Annotated in this window: 17 protein-coding genes and 2 pseudogenes; 9 read left to right on the top strand and 10 right to left on the bottom strand. The window is 68.3% G+C overall.

The window, feature by feature from the left end:
- The first annotated feature begins 30 nt into the window (after window positions 1–30).
- The 6 genes from narJ (at window position 31) to SK854_RS05015 (ending at window position 5,199) form a co-directional block, all read left to right on the top strand.
- Window positions 31–594 carry a nitrate reductase molybdenum cofactor assembly chaperone gene (narJ, locus tag SK854_RS04990; protein ID WP_319973844.1) on the top strand — a complete coding sequence of 188 codons (564 nt, stop codon included), beginning with the start codon at window positions 31–33 and terminating at the stop codon, window positions 592–594.
- Window positions 591–1,307: a respiratory nitrate reductase subunit gamma gene (gene narI, locus SK854_RS04995; RefSeq protein ID WP_319973784.1), complete on the top strand. Its 717-nt coding sequence runs from the start codon at window positions 591–593 to the stop codon at window positions 1,305–1,307. Before narJ ends, narI begins: the two co-directional genes overlap by 4 nt.
- A gap of 187 nt (window positions 1,308–1,494) precedes the next feature.
- Window positions 1,495–2,658, top strand: coding sequence for a globin domain-containing protein (locus tag SK854_RS05000; protein ID WP_319973785.1), 1,164 nt, complete (start codon window positions 1,495–1,497; stop codon window positions 2,656–2,658).
- 412 nt (window positions 2,659–3,070) lie between these two features.
- Window positions 3,071–3,274, top strand: coding sequence for an ABC transporter permease (locus SK854_RS05005; RefSeq protein ID WP_319973786.1), 204 nt, complete (start codon window positions 3,071–3,073; stop codon window positions 3,272–3,274).
- A gap of 81 nt (window positions 3,275–3,355) precedes the next feature.
- Complete coding sequence (locus SK854_RS05010) at window positions 3,356–3,976, top strand: SRPBCC family protein (protein WP_319973787.1); 621 nt, start codon at window positions 3,356–3,358, stop codon at window positions 3,974–3,976.
- On the top strand, window positions 3,976–5,199 hold the full coding sequence (locus tag SK854_RS05015) for a wax ester/triacylglycerol synthase domain-containing protein (protein ID WP_319973788.1): 1,224 nt from the start codon (window positions 3,976–3,978) through the stop codon (window positions 5,197–5,199). The genes SK854_RS05010 and SK854_RS05015 overlap by 1 nt, the downstream gene beginning before the upstream one ends.
- 16 nt (window positions 5,200–5,215) lie before the next feature.
- Here SK854_RS05015 and ctaD read toward each other — a convergent pair.
- Window positions 5,216–6,930: pseudogene (gene ctaD, locus SK854_RS05020) on the bottom strand (aa3-type cytochrome oxidase subunit I).
- Between the two features lie 441 nt (window positions 6,931–7,371).
- Between ctaD and SK854_RS05025 the strand changes: the two are divergent.
- Entirely contained in the window at window positions 7,372–7,650 is a 279-nt protein-coding gene (locus SK854_RS05025) for a hypothetical protein (protein ID WP_319973789.1), read from the top strand.
- Between the two features lie 150 nt (window positions 7,651–7,800).
- Here SK854_RS05025 and SK854_RS05030 read toward each other — a convergent pair whose 3' ends face one another.
- Entirely contained in the window at window positions 7,801–8,049 is a 249-nt protein-coding gene (locus SK854_RS05030; protein ID WP_319973790.1) for a hypothetical protein, read from the bottom strand.
- A 15-nt stretch (window positions 8,050–8,064) separates the two neighbouring features.
- Between SK854_RS05030 and SK854_RS05035 the strand changes: the two genes are divergently transcribed.
- Window positions 8,065–8,232, top strand: coding sequence for an alcohol dehydrogenase catalytic domain-containing protein (locus tag SK854_RS05035; RefSeq protein WP_406601733.1), 168 nt, complete (start codon window positions 8,065–8,067; stop codon window positions 8,230–8,232).
- Window positions 8,233–8,787: 555 nt separating this feature from the next.
- Here SK854_RS05035 and SK854_RS05040 read toward each other — a convergent pair.
- The 5 genes and pseudogenes from SK854_RS05040 to SK854_RS05060 all read right to left on the bottom strand — a co-directional run bounded on the left by SK854_RS05040 (window position 8,788) and on the right by SK854_RS05060 (window position 13,924).
- Window positions 8,788–9,273, bottom strand: a complete 486-nt coding sequence (locus SK854_RS05040) for an RICIN domain-containing protein (RefSeq protein WP_319973792.1) — start codon at window positions 9,271–9,273, stop codon at window positions 8,788–8,790.
- 93 nt (window positions 9,274–9,366) lie between these two features.
- Window positions 9,367–9,882 (bottom strand): DUF3455 domain-containing protein, encoded by a 516-nt coding sequence (locus SK854_RS05045; protein ID WP_319973793.1) that lies wholly within the window; start codon window positions 9,880–9,882, stop codon window positions 9,367–9,369.
- 111 nt (window positions 9,883–9,993) lie between these two features.
- Window positions 9,994–12,780, bottom strand: coding sequence for an AfsR/SARP family transcriptional regulator (locus SK854_RS05050; protein WP_319973794.1), 2,787 nt, complete (start codon window positions 12,778–12,780; stop codon window positions 9,994–9,996).
- A 156-nt stretch (window positions 12,781–12,936) separates the two neighbouring features.
- Window positions 12,937–13,201: pseudogene (locus SK854_RS05055) on the bottom strand (glutamate decarboxylase); the annotation flags it as partial.
- A gap of 357 nt (window positions 13,202–13,558) precedes the next feature.
- Window positions 13,559–13,924 carry an ArsR/SmtB family transcription factor gene (locus SK854_RS05060; RefSeq protein ID WP_319973795.1) on the bottom strand — a complete coding sequence of 122 codons (366 nt, stop codon included), beginning with the start codon at window positions 13,922–13,924 and terminating at the stop codon, window positions 13,559–13,561.
- 155 nt (window positions 13,925–14,079) lie between these two features.
- On the opposite strand from SK854_RS05060, the gene SK854_RS05065 reads away from it, so the two are divergent.
- Complete coding sequence (locus SK854_RS05065; protein WP_319973796.1) at window positions 14,080–14,742, top strand: CBS domain-containing protein; 663 nt, start codon at window positions 14,080–14,082, stop codon at window positions 14,740–14,742.
- A gap of 114 nt (window positions 14,743–14,856) precedes the next feature.
- Here SK854_RS05065 and SK854_RS05070 read toward each other — a convergent pair whose 3' ends face one another.
- The 3 genes from SK854_RS05070 to SK854_RS05080 are packed head-to-tail and all read right to left on the bottom strand — an operon-like array spanning window position 14,857 to window position 17,635.
- Entirely contained in the window at window positions 14,857–16,671 is a 1,815-nt protein-coding gene (locus tag SK854_RS05070; protein ID WP_319973797.1) for a phosphoenolpyruvate carboxykinase (GTP), read from the bottom strand.
- Window positions 16,668–17,426 carry a hypothetical protein gene (locus tag SK854_RS05075; RefSeq protein WP_319973798.1) on the bottom strand — a complete coding sequence of 253 codons (759 nt, stop codon included), beginning with the start codon at window positions 17,424–17,426 and terminating at the stop codon, window positions 16,668–16,670. The genes SK854_RS05070 and SK854_RS05075 overlap by 4 nt, the downstream gene beginning before the upstream one ends.
- Before the next feature lie 2 nt (window positions 17,427–17,428).
- Window positions 17,429–17,635, bottom strand: a complete 207-nt coding sequence (locus SK854_RS05080) for a hypothetical protein (protein ID WP_319973799.1) — start codon at window positions 17,633–17,635, stop codon at window positions 17,429–17,431.
- Between the last annotated feature and the right edge of the window lie 4 nt (window positions 17,636–17,639).

Here is a 17,639-nt window from a genome sequence, read left to right on the forward strand (position 1 = left end):
GCCATCGCGTGGCAGGCGCAGTCCCTGCTGATGAGCTACCCGGACGAGCAACTCCTCGATCGTCGGCCGCTGTTGCGCAACGCCGCGGACGCGCTGCCCGAACGAGTCGGCGCTCCCCTGCACGCGTTCCTCGACCACCTGGACGCGACGCCGTTGATCGAACTCACGGCGGACTACGTCACAACATTCGATCACCGCAAGAAGTTCAGTCCATACCTCACCTACTTCGCCTACGGCGACACCCGCAAACGCGGGATGGCACTGCTGCGATTCAAACACGCCTATCGCCGAGCCGGACTGTTGATCGGCGACGACGAACTCCCCGACCACCTTTCCGTCGTACTCGAGTTCGCCGCCACGGGCGACCCCGAAGCCGGCAAACGGCTCATGATCGAACACCGTGCGGGGCTCGAACTGATCCGGCTCGGGCTGCGCGAAGCCAAGTCACCCTGGGCCTACGTGCTCGAGTCCGTCTCCGCGACCCTGCCCCCGCTGGTAGGTCGTGACGAGGACGCCGTAGCCCGCCTCGCAGCCGTTGGCCCGCCCGAGGAAGAGGTCGGCCTCGCCCCGTTCCTGCCCGGAGGTGCCCGATGACCACTCTGTTCTGGGTCGTCGTCCCGTACGTGTCGATCGCAGTCTTCGTCGTCGGCCACTTCTGGCGCTACCGCTACGACAAGTTCGGCTGGACCACCCGTTCCTCCCAGCTCTACGAGAACAGGTTGCTGCGCCTGGGAAGCCCGCTGTTCCACTTCGGCATCCTGCTGGTGGCGCTGGGACACGTCGGCGGCGTCCTCATCCCCAAGTCCTGGACCGAAGCTGTGGGAGTCAGCGAGACCGTCTACCACGCGCTCGCCGTCGTACTTGGAGTTCTCGCCGGCGCGATGACGCTCGCGGGCGCGGCGATCCTGGTCTACCGGCGCCGCACCGTCGGCCCGGTGTTCTCCGCCACCACCCGCAACGACAAGATCATGTACGTGCTGCTGATCGGCACCATCGTGCTCGGCCTCGGCACCACCGTGCTCGGCAACCTCACCGAGCACCCGCACGACTACCGCGAGACCGTCTCACCGTGGTTCCGGTCGATCTTCTACTTCCAGCCGAAGCCGGAGTTGATGGAGGTGGCGCCGCTCGGGTTCCAGCTGCACGCGCTCTCTGCTTGGACGCTCGTGGCGTTCTGGCCGTTCAGCCGGCTGGTGCACGTCTTCTCAGCACCACTCGGCTACCTCACGAGGCCCTACATCGTCTACCGCAGCCGTGACACCGAACTCGGCAGCCGCGCACCTCGCCGTGGCTGGGAACGAAGCTGACCGCTTCTCTCTGGAGCCTTCAGACCGCGACTCCCGGGACGAAGGTCCTGACCGGGAAGCGACGTTCCTAACTGCATTCAACTGATGCTGATCGCGCAAGCTCGAGATGTGATCGGAACGCGAACAGTCAGGCGCTCCCGCCTCGCTGCCCGCCCTCCCGCGTAAGTCCATCATCGAGGAGACCCCTGTGCTTTCAGCTGCTTCGGCTGCCGTGGTCCGCGCGACCTTGCCCGTGGTCCGCGACCATGCCGCCGAGATCACCGCCGAGTTCTACCCGTCGATGTTCGCCGCGCACCCGGAACTGCTGAACCTGTTCAACCGCGGCAACCAGGCCAGCGGCAAGCAACAGATCGCGCTGGCCGCCGCGGTGGTCGCCTACGCCCAGCACCTGCTCGACGGCACGCCGTTCGGCCCGATCGCGGAACGCATCGCCCACAAGCACGTCTCGCTCGGCGTGCGATCCGACCAGTACCCGATCGTCGGCAAGCACCTGATCGGCGCCGTGGCCACCGTGCTCGGCGACGCCGTCACCCCCGAGGTCGCGGCTGCCTGGGACGAGGTCTACTGGCTGTTCGCCGTCACGCTGATCGCCGCCGAAGCGGGCCTGTACCAGCAGGCGGGAGTCAGCCCTGCCACGGTGTGGCGTCCCTGGCGCATCGCGAAGCGCGACGAGGAAGCAGTCGACACGGTGTCCTTCACCTTGCTGCCCGACGACGGCGGACCGGTTCCGGCGTTCGAGCCGGGGCAGTACGTGTCGATCGCCGTCGACCTGCCGGACGGGCACCGACAGCCTCGCCAGTACTCCCTGTCACAGTCATCCGGCCGCGGCGAGCTCCGCATCACCGTGCGACGAGTCCGCGGCGCGGACGGCGCCCCGGACGGCGCGGTGTCGAACTTCCTGCACGACAACGTGCACGCCGACGACACCGTGCTCGTCGGGCCACCGGCAGGTGAGGTCACGCTCGAGCCTGGCGACCGGCCCGTGGTGCTGATCAGCGCGGGCATCGGGATCACCCCGATGTTGTCGATGCTCGACCAGCTCGCCGCCACGCAGCCGGCCCGCCCGGTCGTCGCCGTGCACGCCGAGACCTCGCCCGACCGGCACGCACATCGCGCCGAGTACGCCCGCCTCGCCGGCTTCCAGCAGCTCACCTGGTACGAGAACGGTGGCGACGGCGGACAGCCGGGTCTCGTCGACGTGAACACGATCCCCTTGCCGCCCAACGCCATCGCATACCTGTGCGGACCGATCACGTTCATGCGCGACATGCGCGCGGGACTTCTCCGGCGAGGCGTGCACGCCGACGACATCCGATACGAGGTGTTCGGCCCCGGCATGCTCGACAACTGATCCGAAGAAGTCGGCCCCTGCCGGTGCGGGACGTAAGGCCCTGTATCGCAGGCGATCACGCGAGCGCGCTCGGCGGGAATCATCCGAGGAGAAGGTGACGGGAGCCCTCGCAGCCGCCGCGGGTGATGTACACGTGGCCGGGCAGCCGATGTCGACACGTGCCATCGCCGCCAAACGACTCGTCGAATACGTCCCGCAGAAACTGTCGTGGTGTGGTCCGTCGAGGTGACCGAGCCCGATTTGGAGACGGTTTTCCGGCACCTCACCGGGAAAACGCTGCGGAAGTGATCCCGCGCTACGCACTGCTGATCGCCGCATGAGACCTGCGTTCACGGGCGCGAGACCGGGCGACGTACGTGCTCGTTTTCGTCATTCCGCTGGGTCTCGCCGGCACCTTCTTCGCGGCTGCATCGTGCCGATCGAGTCCTTCAGCCCAGCGCTGCGGACGGTCGCGTTCGCCACCCCGCATGGCTGGGCCAACGACGCGTTCTCAGCATTGACCCGGCGCGGCGGCGACCTCCTCACGGTGCTGCCGCACTTGGGTGTGCGGCTGGGATTCGCGGTCGCTCTGTTCGCGTTGGGCACGTGGCGGCTGCGCCGCGCCGTGACGACGTGAAGTTCGACCCCAGCGAGGGCCTTGCCAGGTCGGGTCCTACGACCCTGAGCAAGCCGCACAGGCTGAAGCACCGTAGGACTCATGAGGACGACCAGAATCGTTGGATTGGCAGCGGGCGTCACCGCAGCGGCGGTGGCGTCGTACCCGCTGTTGTGGCGCGAGTGGTGCCAGACCTGGGGCGCGACCGACGAGGAGGCACAGGCCACGTTGCCCGGTGACGACCTGCTGCTCCGGCCCGACCTGCTGACCACCCGCGCGATCACCGTCGAAACACCTCCCAGCCGCATCTGGCCATGGCTGGTGCAGATGGGCAGCGGGCGCGGCGGCGCCTACACCTACGACTGGCTCGAGAACCTGTTCGGCTTGAACATGCACAGCGCGGACGAGATCCTCCCGCAGTTCCAGGACCTGCACATCGGTGACGTCCTGCCGGTCGGCGACGGCGGCCCGAAGCTGCTGGTGGAGGTTCTCGAACCCGATCACGCGCTCGTGCTGCGTTCCGACGACGGCCGGTGGGTCTGGGCGTTCGTGCTGCAGGAGATCCCCGGCGCCACCAGGCTGATCAGCCGCAACCGCATCGCCGTCCCCGACGCTTCACCGTTCGTCCGGTGGTTCAACCAGCTCGTGATGGAGCCGGGAAGCCTGGTGATGGAGCAGAAGATGTTGCGCGGCATCAAAGAGCGGGCCGAATGGTACCTCTGATGATCGACCGGACGAGCTCCGACGACCTGGTGTCGCTGGCCTCTGGCATGCAGGTCGGCGCCGTGGTGGTGCTGGAACGGGACCCCGGCGGTGTCGAGGCCGTGCTCGCGGACCGCGTCCGGACCGTTCCGCGGCTGCGCCGGCGTCTGGTCCGGGCGCCCTTCGGCTGTGGTCGCCCGGTCTGGGTCGACGATGCCGGGTTCGACATCTCCCGGCACGTGCATCGGGTGGTCTGCCCGGCTCCCGGCGACGATGCGGCGCTGCTGGGCATCGCCTCCTCGTTGGTGACTCGTCCGTTGCCCCAGTCATCGCCACTCTGGTCGGCGACGCTGGTCATCGGGCTGGCAGAGGACAAGGCAGCACTGGTCCTGGTGTTCCACCACGTGTTGTCCGACGGCATCGGTGGCTTGGCCGTGCTGGCGAACCTGGTCGACGGCGCACCGCAGGCCGAGATCGTGCCCTTTCCCGCTCCCGCGCCTTCGCGCCGGGAACTCGCGAAAGACGCCTGGACCACCCGGCTGAGGCTGCCTGGCCGCAACTCGTTCGCCGGGCTGGGGTGGCCGTCACTCGGCTCGCGCTGCTCCCTGAACCACCCCACCGGATCACGGCGGCGGCAGACCATGACACGGACCAGCGTCTCCAGGCTGCACGCTGCCGCGCACCGCTGCGGCGGAACGGTCAACGATGCTCTGCTCACCGTCGTCACAGGCGCGTTGGGCACGGTGCTGAACGGTCGCGGTGACCACCTCGACGAACTGGTCGTCTCGATTCCCGTGTCGACGCGCCGCTCGACCACCGCCACTCACCTCGGCAACAGCACCGGTGTCATGCCCGTCGCCCTGCCGACCGGCGGCGACCCCTGTTCCCGTCTGACGCGAATCGCCGCCATCACCCGGTCACACAAGAGGTCAGTCACGTCAGTCGCGCCCATTTTCCGGACGTTGAAAGTCCTCGGGATGGCGGACTGGTTCATGAACCACCAACGCATGGTGCACACCGTCGTGACCAACGTGCACGGCCCCGATCACCCGATGCGTCTGGGCGGCGCGCAGGTCGTCGCCCTCATCCCGCTGTCGGCCACCACCGGCAACGTGACGGTGGCGTTCGCGGCCCTGTCCTATGCGGACGCGTTCACCATCATGGTGGTCGCCGATCCAGATCGTGTGCCCGACCTGCTCGTGCTCACCGAGGCCCTGCAGAACGAGCTCGACCTGCTCGCCTGAACGCCCCGGCCACCGCTCAGCCGATGTTGTGATCACCGGGCAGTTCCCTGCCGGTGAAGCCGACGTGCGCCTCGCGCCGGCTGCGTTCGACCATGTGGGGATGGTGCAGGTCGAAGGCGGGCCTGTTCGAGCGGATGCGGGGCAGTTCGGTGAAGTTGTGCCGCGGAGGCGGGCACGAAGTGGCCCATTCGAGCGAGTTGCCGAAACCCCACGGATCGTCGACGGTGACGGCCTCGCCGTACCGGTAGCTGCGGACGACGTTCCAGATGAACGGCAGCGTCGAGGCGCCCAAGACGTAGGCGCCGATGGTGGACAGCGTGTTGAGAGTGGTGAAGCCGTCCGTCTGCAGGTAGTCGGCGTAGCGGCGGGGCATGCCCTGGTTGCCGAGCCAGTGCTGCACCAGGAACGTGGTGTGGAATCCGACGAACGTCGTCCAGAAGTGCAGCTTCGCCAGGCCTTCGTCCATCATCCTGCCGGTGATCTTCGGGAACCAGAAGTAGATGCCGGCGAACGTCGCGAACACGATCGTCCCGTAGAGGACGTAGTGGAAGTGGGCCACCACGAAGTACGTGTCCGAGACGTGGAAGTCCAGTGGTGGCGCGGCGAGCAGGACACCGCTCAACCCTCCGAAGAGGAAGGTCACCAGGAAGCCCACGGAGAACAGCATGGGTGACTCGAAGGTGAGTTGTCGCTTCCACATCGTGCCGATCCAGTTGAAGAACTTGATGCCGGTCGGGATGGCGACGAGGAACGTCAGCAACTCGAAGAACGGCAGCAGCACGGCCCCGGTGGCGTACATGTGGTGCGCCCACACCGCGAGCGACAGCGCGGCGATCGACAGCGTCGCCCAGACCAGTCCTTTGTAGCCGAAGACGGGCTTGCGGGAGAACACCGGGATGATCTCGGAGACGACCCCGAAGAACGGCAACGCCAGGATGTACACCTCGGGATGGCCGAAGAACCAGAACATGTGCTGCCACAACACGACGCCGCCGTTGGCCGGGTCGAACACGTGCGCCGCCAGCAGGCGGTCCGCCAGCAACCCGAATCCGGCCGCCGTCAGGATCGGAAAGACGATGAGCACCAGGATGCTCTTCACCAGGACGTTCCAGGTGAAGATCGGCATCCGCCACATCGTCATGCCGGGACCGCGCAGGCAGACCACGGTCGTGACCATGTTGACCGCGCCTAGGATCGTGCCCAGGCCGCCCACGGCGACACCGACGATCCACAGGTTGGCGCCGGCACCGGGTGAATGCTCCACGCCCGACAGGGGCACGTAGGCGAACCAGCCGAAGTCAGCGGCACCACCGGGCGTGACGAACCCACCCAGCATCAGCAGGCCGCCGAAGACGAACAGCCAGAACGACACCGCGTTCAGCCTGGGGAAGGCGACGTCGGGCGAGCCGATCTGCAGCGGCAGGACGAAGTTGGCGAACCCGAACACGCTCGGGGTCGCGTAGAGCAGCAGCATGACCGTGCCGTGCATCGTGAACAGCTGGTTGTACTGCTCGGCGGACAGGAACTGCAGTCCCGGTCGCGCCAGCTCGCCCCGGATCAGCATCGCCATGGCTCCCCGACCATGAAGAACGCGAACGTGGCGACCAGGTACATGACGCCGATCTGCTTGTGGTCCGTGGTGCGGAACAACGCCAGCAGCAACGAGCCTTTCGGCCGAGCAGGCGAGGCGCCGGCATGAACCTCGACCGGGGTGGGGACCAGTACCGTCACGAATCTCTCCTGAGTCGTCCGGAAGAAGCTCGTCCAACCTCGTTCGCGCGGCAGCGGACCTTCAGAGCCCGAAGTCCTGCCAGACGGGAACCTTCGCTGGTGACGATTCGTGGACTGATGGTCTCCGGCCGCCAGGGCGCTACGGCACAACGTTGTTCGGAAAGGAGGAAGAACGCCCTGTTGATTTCGACGAGTCGCGGCCCCGTCTGCCGCCCGTGGTCGCCAGGCCGCTGGCCGAGACAGAGCCACACGGTCGGACCGCCGACCGAGCACGAGACCCTCCACAGTGCTGCGATCCCGCAGGATCACTCGGCGACCGCATCCGGATCCGAGCGGTCAGGTCGTCCGGAGATCCCTGCAACATCGGGACTTTGTGCCCTGGGACGGCTGCTCCAAGCGACGCAAGGTCTGTGGGTTCCCACGGCCCACAGGAGGCTCGCGGTGCACCAGACCCGCGATAGACACACGCCCGTTGCACTCGCCCGGTACTTCGACAACGTCGTGGCCGCCCTTGCCCGCGAAGGCATCGACGTCGCCCAGGTAGTGCTGGAACTCACCCCGACACGTCCGATGCGCGGCCAGGTCGTCACCGGACGCGGTCCTGTGCTGCGCTGGCGTGAGGACCTGGGGTGGAGCAACGGGATCAGGACCACGAGCCCGGCCGCACACCCCGGTGAGGTCGCCGCGCTGCTCGAACAGACGCCGCCAGGACGAGGGTGAGCCGCACCGCGCTGATCCTTCCGTCTCGCCGTCGTGCAGGCCTTCGTCGACGGCCATAGCGTTGAGTGCGCAATGACGTCGATCGGGGAATTCGCCTTCCGAATCGGACGGACCTCACTCGGCGAACAGACCTTCGGACTGGCGATCCGGTCATGCCGACTCAGGGTTGTGCCCCACGGCGAACGGAAACGCGTCCGCGAGCTGCGAGGCATAGGGCACCGAGCAACTTCGCGACCACCTGCGGGTCGAGCGCGGAGCCACCGCGGCCACCCGGTCCGCAGCGGCGAGGAAGTCCGCCACGTCCAGCACGCGGTCCTTCAGATCCTGCAGCGTGCAGTTCATTTCCACGAGTTCGGCGACCCGCACGTCCTCACCGTCGAGAACGCCCCGGATCCGCACGCCGGACCTGGAGAGATCCGGATCAAAGTCCAGGCCACGAGCATGAACCCGATCGACTGGAAGATCCAGGCCGGCTACATGTCCGAGATCATGCCGACGACGTTCCCCTCCATCACCGGGAGCGACGCGACCGGTGTCGTCGACGAGATCGGCGAGGGGCGTCACCGGTGTCAAGTCCGGTGACCAGGTGTTCGGTCTGGGGCAGGGCGCCGCCGCCGTGCAGATCGCCGCCGCCCGTGGCGCCACGGTGATCGGCACCGCGAGCAAGGCCAACCACGACTTCCTCCGCGAACTCGGCGCGAGACCCGTCACCTACGGCGAAGGCCTGGCCGAGCGGGTCACCGCAGCAGCCCCGGAGGCGTCGACGCCGCGCTGGACACCGCCGGCTCCGGCTCGCTCGCCGACATCGTCGCCCTCGTCGGCGACGCCTCGCGCGTCGCGACCGTGGCCGCCTTCGGCTCCCCGCCCTCGGCGTTACCCCAAGATCGATGGGTGTGGTCGCAATGTGGTCGAGGTAGACCGGCCCACTAGGAGTCCACTGGGGACGGCCACACGCTGAGTTTCCTGTTCGAGTGCGTTTCGTACATGCGTACGGCCACAACAAGTCCGGACACGACGGTCGGTGAGTGCAGAGTTCTGTCAACCCACAGGCGCGAGGGATAGCCCAGGCGTCAGGGCGGCGGGATGCGCTGGTGCCACGAGGTCACCAGCGCATCCCGCGATTGGTTCAGGCCCGCACTACTCGGAGTGCCAGATCTGCGACGAGGTGGTCGCGCAGTCGGCGATTCCGATCCTGGTGCCGTTCCTGTGGGAGAACGGCAGCAGGGCCAGGCACGCGCTGCCTCCGGCGGGAGGAGTCACCAGCACGAGGTTGCCGAACACGTCCGCGGGCGCCCACTGCCACCACTGGCGCTGGTCGGTCGCGTTGCAGGACTGCTGGTCGACGACCAGCGTGCCCCACACGAGGCTCAGGCACTTGCCGCTGTTCTTGTTGACGAACTGGACGAAGCCGTTGCCGAGGTCGATCGACGCCCACAGCTGACTGGGGTCCCGCTCGCAGTCCCACTGGTGAACGCGCGCGCCGGTCTCCTTGGAGCCCTTGACGACGTCGACGCACTTGTCGGTGGCCGTGTTGACGAACTCGTGGAAGTCGTCCGCCGCGATGGACACCGCCGGCGGCTGGCCGGAACCGGCGTGGGCGACGCCGGGCCCGCTCACAGCCATGGCCATGAGCGTCGCGGCAAGGCCGAGCAAACTGTGGATTCTCAAGTCCTCGTTGCCTTTCTGGGAATCGGGATGGTGGCGCGTGCCCTCTGACTAGGGTGTGGCGACCCAGAACGCGTAGTCGGCGGTGTACGGGATCGACGCGGTCGACCCCTCCTTGCAGGCACCGGTCGGCGAGAGGCCGCCGGTGGTGTTCAGCCGCTGGACGAACGTGACCGCACCGAGCAGGCCAGGGCCGCGGTTGCTGGTGGCCCTCAGCAGCAACTGGGGGACGGCGAGCGGCACCGGCGAGCTGGCGACCGTCGTGGCGGTCACCGAGCTGCCGTCCTCGACCGACGTCCACACAGGACCCCTGCTGTGGAGCACCACTGCCCTGCCGTAGCTCTCCAGGATCGCGTCGGGCTGCAGGAAGCCCCACGCACCGTTGGTGCACTGGTAGGTCTGGACGCCGTGCGCGTGCAGGAAAGCGATCTGTCTGTTGCTGGCGGGCACCTTGATCCCGTCAGGTACCTGCCCCGGTGCTCCCGCTGACGCGGTGACGGCTCCGAGGCCGACGACCGTCATCGCCGCGACGGCGAGCCCGGCCGCGATTCGGATGATGCGCTTCATGTCCTTGTTCCCCCTTCAACTCGATCTGTCACCTGCACCGTGACATCGAGTGCTGCAACGGGGCTGACGTGACGGGGTCAGCGCCGTTGCAGCGCGGGTGGGGAGGATTGCTCAGGCCCGCGACCCGTCGGCGCGGAGCTTCGCGCGCAGCCGGTCGGCATCGGGGTGATCGAGGTCGTCGAGGATCGACAGTGCTTCCCGCCACGCCTCGCGCGCCCTGGCCTCGTCACCCGCGGAGTGCCTGCTGTCGCCGAGGTTCGCGAGGGTCGCGGCGACCTCGAAGCGGTCGCCGAGGTCGCGGTACAGGTCGAGCGCGTGCTGATAGCCGTCGATGGCGGCGGCGTGGTCGCCCAGGTGGTGGTAGGCGTAACCAAGGCTGTCCCAGGCGCCGGCTTCACCGTCGAGGTTGTCGGCTTCCTGGTGCAGGGCAAGGGATTCGCGGCAGCACTCGAGTCCGCGCTCGTAGTCGCCGAGCTCAACTGACGCCATGCCCATGTTGTTGAGCGCGAGCGCCAGCCCGTCGGGGTGGTCGGCCTCCTTGTACAGGTCGAGCGCGTGGCGGGCGTGATGCATGGCATCGGCGAACCGGCCCTCGATCGCGAGTCCCCTGCCCAGGTCCAGGTGGACGTCGGCCTGGCCGACGGGGTCGCCTGCCTCGGCCCACAGCTCGAGGGCGTGCAGCAGATGGACCCTGGCGTGCTCGTGGCGGCTCAGCTTGTCGTAGGCCCAGCTGAGGCCGCGGTGGGCGTGGGCACGGGCGAGTGGGTCCGCCAGTCTCGTGGCCGCGTCCACCCCGACCTGCCACACGACGGCCCAGTCGTGCCAGCGTCCGCGACGGTTGAAGTAGGTGTGCATCGACCACGCCAGCGCCCAGGCGTGGTGATCGAGGCCGTGCCGCAAGGCCTGACGCAGTGCGGCAATCAGGACGGCGTGTTCGGTGCTGAACCACTCGATGGCCACGTGGTGATCGGTGAAGGCTTCAGGGGTCGTGGCGTGGTCCGGTGCGGGCAACTTGATCGGGTCGCGGTGCGGGTTCAGCACCACGGCCGCGCGGTACGCCGTGTGCAGGTAGTGGTCCAGCACGCGGCGGATCGCCGCGTCGCGCTGCTCGGCGGAGTCCGTGTGCTCCGCGAGTTCGGCGGCGTAGGCACGCAGAAGGTCGTGGAACGCGTACCGGTCGGGCAGGTGCTCGACGATCAGGTGCGCACGAGCAAGCTCCCTCAGCAGGTGCCGCGCCTCGCGCACCGCGAGCCCGGCGAGACTCGCCGCCGCGGCGGCCGAGACGTCCGGTCCCCGGTGCAGGCCGAGCAACCGGAACATCCGCGCCGCCTTGGGGGTGAGCGTGCGGTAGGACCACGAGAACACCGCTCGCACATCCGCGACCAGGTCACCCCCGGCGAGTGCGTCGAGCCGTTCGCGGCTGTCGCCGAGTTCTTCCGCCAGCGCCCGCAGGCTGAACAGCGGGTGCGTGGCGGCGCGGGCGGCCACGACGACGAGCGCGAGCGGCAGCCGTGCGCACCGGGCGCTGATCTCGTCCGCCGCGCGTGGTTCGGCCGCGATCCGATCGGCGCCGAGGCGAAACGCCAGCAGCTGCCGCGACTCGTCGTTCGTGAGCAGGCCGAGGGTGATCGGGTGCGCGCCCTCGATGCCGACCAGGCCGGCCAGCTCATCGCGGCTGGTAACCACGACCAGGCAGCCGGGCGCGCCGGGCAGCAGTGGCCGGATCTGCCCGGCGTCGCGGGCGTTGTCCAGCACGACCAGCATCCGCCGTCCGGCGAGCAGGCTCCGGAACTGGGCAGCCTGCGCGTCCGCGCCGACCGGTATCCGATGCGGCGGCACGCCGAGCGCCTCCAGGAACCCCCGAACGGCGTCGGCGGAGCTCGTCACCAAGCCACTCGGGTCGTAGCCGCGCAGGTTCACGTACAGCTGCCCGTCCGGAAACTCACTCGCCACGCGACGCGCCCAGTGCACGGCGAGCGCTGTCTTCCCCACCCCGGCGGATCCGGACAGCACAACGACGAGCACGGTCGGCCCGTTCGCCTGGGCCAGCAGCGCGTCGAGACCCGCGAGCTCGGGCTCGCGACCGGCGAACCCTCTCACCTCCAACGGCAGCTGCGCCGGGACCGGCAGCGGTGGCCGGCTCACCGTCACCGGCGCGGGCGGCGGGCTGAGGCCGGGATCGTGCCGCAGCATCTGGGCCTCGAGCTCGCGCAGCGCCAGGGTCGGGTCGACGCCGAGGTTGCCGACGAGAGCACTCCGCAGGCGGCGGAAGACGGCCAGAGCGTCCGCCTGCCTGCCGCTGCGGTACAGCGCGAGCATGAGCTGGCCGTGGATCTGCTCGTCGAGCGGGTGCTCCACCGCCAGCAACTCCAGGTCACGCACCAGCTCCGCGTGCTCTCCGAGGTCCAGCCGGACCTCGAGCAGGGCCCGGACCGCCTGCGCCCGCAACTGGTTCAGGCGCTCGGCCTGCCCTTCCAGCCAGGCCAGTCCGGCGACGTCCTCCAGTGCCGAGCCGCGCCACAACGCCAACGCGCCGCGCAACTGCCCTGCGGCCACGGCACTGTCGTCCGACCGCGTTCCTTGCCGGATCAGGCGTTCGGCTTCCTCGACGTCGGTGTCGCCAGAGCCGACGTCGAGCAGGTAGCCGGGCGGTCGCGCCACGATCGACGTCCGGCTCCCCAGCACCTGACGCAGGTGCGACACGTGGCTCTGCAACGTGTTCGCGACCGGTGGATGCCCGTTGTCACTCCACACGCTGTCGACGAGCCGTGCAACGCTGACGATGTGTCCGTGTTGCAGCGCAAGCACAGCGAGCACCGCCTTGCGGCGCAACCCGCGCACCGCACGAGGGGTCCCGTCCACCACGACGTCGATCGGTCCGAGCAGCCGAATCCTCACGTGGTGCGCTCCCCTCACCACTGACGTGCGACCAGGCCGGTCCGGCATGCTCCCCGTGCCGTCACGGCCCTTAGCGCGAGGGTAGCCGCCCATCCGGCGCGACCGGATGCTTTGCCTGAAACATAGGCGGCGCAAGCATTCTCTTGACTCGACAGGTCAGTGGTGGAATACGGTGGCGTCGCCCCCGGTGTGCAGCGGTCCTGGCTGAGCCTGCAGCTCGGCCAGCAGCCTGCCCAGGTCGGCGAGTAGCAGTTCAGCGAGGTCATGGGCGAAGCCGTTGCGCACCACGATCCTCAGCACAGCGAGATCGGTGCGGTTGGCGGGAAAGGTGTACGCGGGCACCTGCCAACCCAGCTAGCGCAGGCGCCCGGGAGACGTCGAAGACGGTGAAAGCGAACACCGGCAGCTCGTCGCCGCGGCTGGTGCATTGGCACTCCGCGAGGACGACTGTTGATCCTCCCTGGCGCCTGCTTCGCCTGCGAGCGAAAACCAACACCATCCACTGGCAACCCGCCAGCCCACCCTGCCTGCTTACGACACCACTCGCGACAGCCGCGTCCCGCGTTCGGCGGCTGCGTTCTGCGAGTGGAGGAGCATGCGGACATGTCGCAAGATGTACTGGAAGACGTCCAACTGGCCGTGACCGAACTGCTCAGCAAGGCTTGCGACCACGGCGGCATCCTCGTCGGCTTCGCCTCTGGCGCGTCGAGGATTTCCGTGGTCTCCGCATCGAAGTCGGGGACGTCTCGCCGGACTGCTCTGCAACAGCGGGGCAGGTTCAGCTCTGCTTGCGGGCTCGACTGCGGGGCGAGGCGGCGGCCGGCGTGCGAAGGTCTTCGAGGAGCTCCATCTGGCCGGTGATGACTCCGGTGAGGATGCGCCTGGCGACGGCGAGCAACTCCGCGACATGAGGGCTGGTCAGCGAGTAGAAGACGTTGGAGCCTTCTTTGCGAGTGGTCACGAGTCCGGCGCGGCGCAGCACCGCCAGCTGCTGGGAGAGGTTGGCGGCTTCGATACCGACCTCAGGCAACATCTCCGCGACGGAGTGCTCGCGCTCGCTGAGCAGTTCGAGCACCCGGATGCGTGCCGGGTGGCCGAGTGTCTTGAAGAACTCCGCCTTGACTTGATAGAGGGGCCTGCTCATCGAAGCCCCTTCCGGCCGACCGTCGTCATGGTGCTGATCCTCCCTGGTGGATCCCTGTCGCTGCGACTCGGGATGCATTTCAACGGGATTCAGCAGTTGCTAATCTTACCAAGTAGGCAACCCTGGTCACCTCGCACGGCTGTGGGAGGGCGCGCATGAGTGAGCCGAAGACGGCGGACGTGATGTGCCGGAGAGTCGTCACCGCCGCACTGGACAGCCCGTTCAAGGAACTCGTCGGCCTGATGATCGTCCACGAGGTGACGGCAATCCCGGTGGTGGACTCGGCCGGACACCCGGTCGGCGTGGTGTCCGAGGAGGACCTGGCGGCCAAGCTGGAGTTCCGCGGCGGTGCGGAGAATCCGCCGGTGCTGGCGGGCGCCCACAGGCGGGTGCGGTGGCACAAGTCGTCCGCGACGGTCGCGGCTGACCTGATGACCACTCCGGTGGCGACCGTAACGGAGGGCTTGAGTCTGTGTGCTGCGCTACGGCTGCTCGCGGGTGAACACGCGAGCTTGCTGTGCGTGGTGAACGGTGCGGGCACGCTCGTGGGAGTGCTCACCGGTCGTGACGCGCTGCGGCTGTTCCTGCGTGGCGATGACGAGATTCGCGCGGACCTGGAACGACACCTGCCCGCCTCGACGAGGGTGCACGGGGTCACGGTGCACGTGTCAGGTGGGGTGGTGACGCTCGACGGGACGCTCAGTCTGCACAGCGCGACCGAGCGGGCCGAGTGGATCGCGCGCGGCGTTCCGGGTGTGATCACGGTACGCAACAGGCTGAGCTTCGACGTCGACGACCTGATGATCACTGGCCTGTGAGCACCGCTTCCTGACGCCACGAGATGCTGCCGAACGGTCACGCCGGCGAGTGGGTGGGTGTCGCCGGCCGATGGCGAGGTCGCGGAGTGAGGTTGCCATCGGCCGGCGACGGCATCAACCAAGGCGGTGCTTGAGCGCCTGGAGTTCGTCCTGCAACGCGGTGGGGAGCTTGTCCCCGATGGTGGCGAACCACTGCTCGATCAGTGGGAGTTCGGCGCGCCACTCGTCGTCGTCGACGTTCAGCGCCTGCTTGATGTCCTCGCGCGGCACGTCTAGGCCGTCGAGCTCGAGAGCCCTCGGGCCGGGAACCCAGCCGATCGGGGTCTGGAACCCGGTGGCGCGACCTTCGACGCGGTCGACAGCCCATTTGAGGATGCGGGCGTTCTCGCTGAATCCCGGCCAGAGGAACCGGCCGTCGTCGCCGCGGCGGAACCAGTTGACGTAGAAGATCTTCGGGAGCTTGGTGGTGTCGGCGTTCTTGCCTGTGTTGATCCAGTGCTGGAAGTAGTCGCCGGCGTGATAGCCAATGAACGGCAGCATCGCCATGGGGTCGCGGCGCACCACGCCGACCTGGCCGGTGGCGGCGGCGGTGGTCTCCGAGGAGAGCGTGGCGCCCATGAAAACGCCGTGCTGCCAGTCGAACGACTCGACGACCAGGGGGACGGTGGTGGCGCGGCGGCCGCCGAAGAAGATCGCCGAGATCGGCACGCCGTCAGGGTCGTCCCACTCGGGGGCGGCGATCGGGCACTGGGCGATCGGTGTGCAGTAGCGGGAGTTGGGGTGTGAGGACGGGTCGGTGGACTCGGGCGTCCAGTCTTCTCGCCGCCACGAGGTGAGGTAGTCCGGCGAGGTGTCGGAGCAGCCCTCCCACCAGACGTCGCCGTCGTCGGTGAGCGCAACGTTGGTGTAGATGGAGTTGCCTTGGGCCAGCGTGAGCATGGCGTTGGGGTTGGTGTTCCAGCCGGTGCCCGGCGCGACGCCGAAGAAGCCGTTCTCGGGGTTGACCGCGTAGAGGCGGCCGTCGTCCCCGAACCGCATCCAGGCGATGTCGTCACCGAGGGTTTCGACTTCCCAGCCCGGAAGTGCGGGATCCAGCATGGCGAGGTTGGTCTTGCCGCACGCCGAAGGGAACGCGGCGGCGATGAAGTGGACCTTGCCCTGTGGTGAGGTGAGTTTGAGGATCAGCATGTGCTCGGCGAGCCAGCCCTCGTCGCGCGCCATCACGCTGGCGATGCGCAGCGAGTAGCACTTCTTGCCGAGCAGGGCGTTGCCCCCGTAGCCGGAGCCGTAGCTCCAGATCATCCGTTCCTCGGGGAACTGGGTGATGTACTTCGTGCGGTCACACGGCCACGGCACGTCGGCCTGGCCGGGCTTGAGGGGTGCGCCAACGGAATGCAGGCAACGAACGAACTCCGCGTCGTCGCCGAACAGTGCAAGGGCGGCGCTGCCCATGCGGGTCATGATGTGCATCGAGATGACCACGTACTCGGAGTCGGTGATCTCCGCGCCCAGCATGGGATTGTCAGCGGACAACGGGCCCATGCAGAACGGGATGACGTACATGGTGCGGCCGGCCATGCTGCCCCGGTAGTGCTCGGTCATGATGACCTTCATGTCGACCGGGTCCATCCAGTTGTTGGTGGGACCCGAGTCGGCTTCGTCAGCCGAGCAGATGTAGGTGCGGTCCTCCACCCTGGCCACATCGGTGGGATCCGAGGCGCACCAGAACGAGTTGGGCTTGCGGTCCAGCCGAACGAGGGTTCCCGCCTCGACCAGCTTGTCGGTCAGCCGCTGCCATTCCTGCGGTGAGCCGTCGCACCACACCACCTCGTCGGGAGTGGTCAGCGCCGCGACCTCGGACACCCACGCCAGCAACCGCTGGTGTGTGGTCGGCGCCGGGTTCAGGCCGGGAACGGTGGGGGCGGTCATCGTGCGGCTCCTCGGTGCAGTGCGTCTGTCGCGAATTCGGCGATCTGGCGGGTGAGGGTCTCGTCGGCACGCCGGGGCACCTGTTCGCCGGGCGGGGTGGCTGCGGACAGCGCGATCGCACAGGCGCGCTGGACGTCCGGGGTCAGGCGTGCGCGCGGACGCCGGCTGAGCGCGCGCAGCAGCCCCGGAAGGGCCAGCAACGGGTCGCGCGCCGGGTCCGGCACGATCACCGCGGGTGCGGCGTGCCGTGGCCAGGCGAAGCGGCCGCCCCCGCCGACCAGGTTGATCACCGCATCGGCGTCGGCGGCGATGCGGCGCAACGGGAACGCGAGCGCGTCGACGGGGTTCCAGGTGGTGATGTCACGGATTCCGGCGGCCAGCAGGACCGGGTTGAGCAGCGGCATGGTGCCGGCACCCGCGATGACGACCCGGCTGGTCTCCGGCGCTTTGCCGGCGCGCGTCAGCGTGGTGAGCAACGCGGCGGTCAGGGCGATCGCGATGGTGTCCTGGTCGGTGAGGACCGGGACACCGACGAGGGAGTCGCGGGCCCTCTGCTCGCGCTCGGGTGTGGCCCGGACCAGCAGCACGGCGCCCGTGTCAGGCGGCAGGTCGTGCAGTCCGTAGTCGGAGGCGATGACTCGGGTCGGCAGTCCCGCCTCGTCTTCGACGACCGCGGCGTAGCGACGGAGCACCGTCGTGGTCGCGGCGATTCCGCCGACCACTGCGACCACGCAGTCGCTCGATGGCGCGCTCATGGTCAGTGCCCGAGCCCGGAGTTCTCCAGCAGCGCCGAGTCGATCCAGTCGTGGGTGTCGACGCCGTGCTGGGCAGCTCGGTCGAGCAGGTCGCGGATCCGGGCGCTGTGCAGGTGGATTTCGTAGTCGTGGCCGGCCTGCCGGGCTTCCCGCAGGGTCTCCCCAGCTTCGGCGACCTTGGTCCGCAGCGCCGCTTCGAACTCGCTCATCGTC

Source organism: Lentzea sokolovensis (genome assembly GCF_033949975.1).
GTDB lineage: Bacteria > Actinomycetota > Actinomycetes > Mycobacteriales > Pseudonocardiaceae > Lentzea > Lentzea sokolovensis.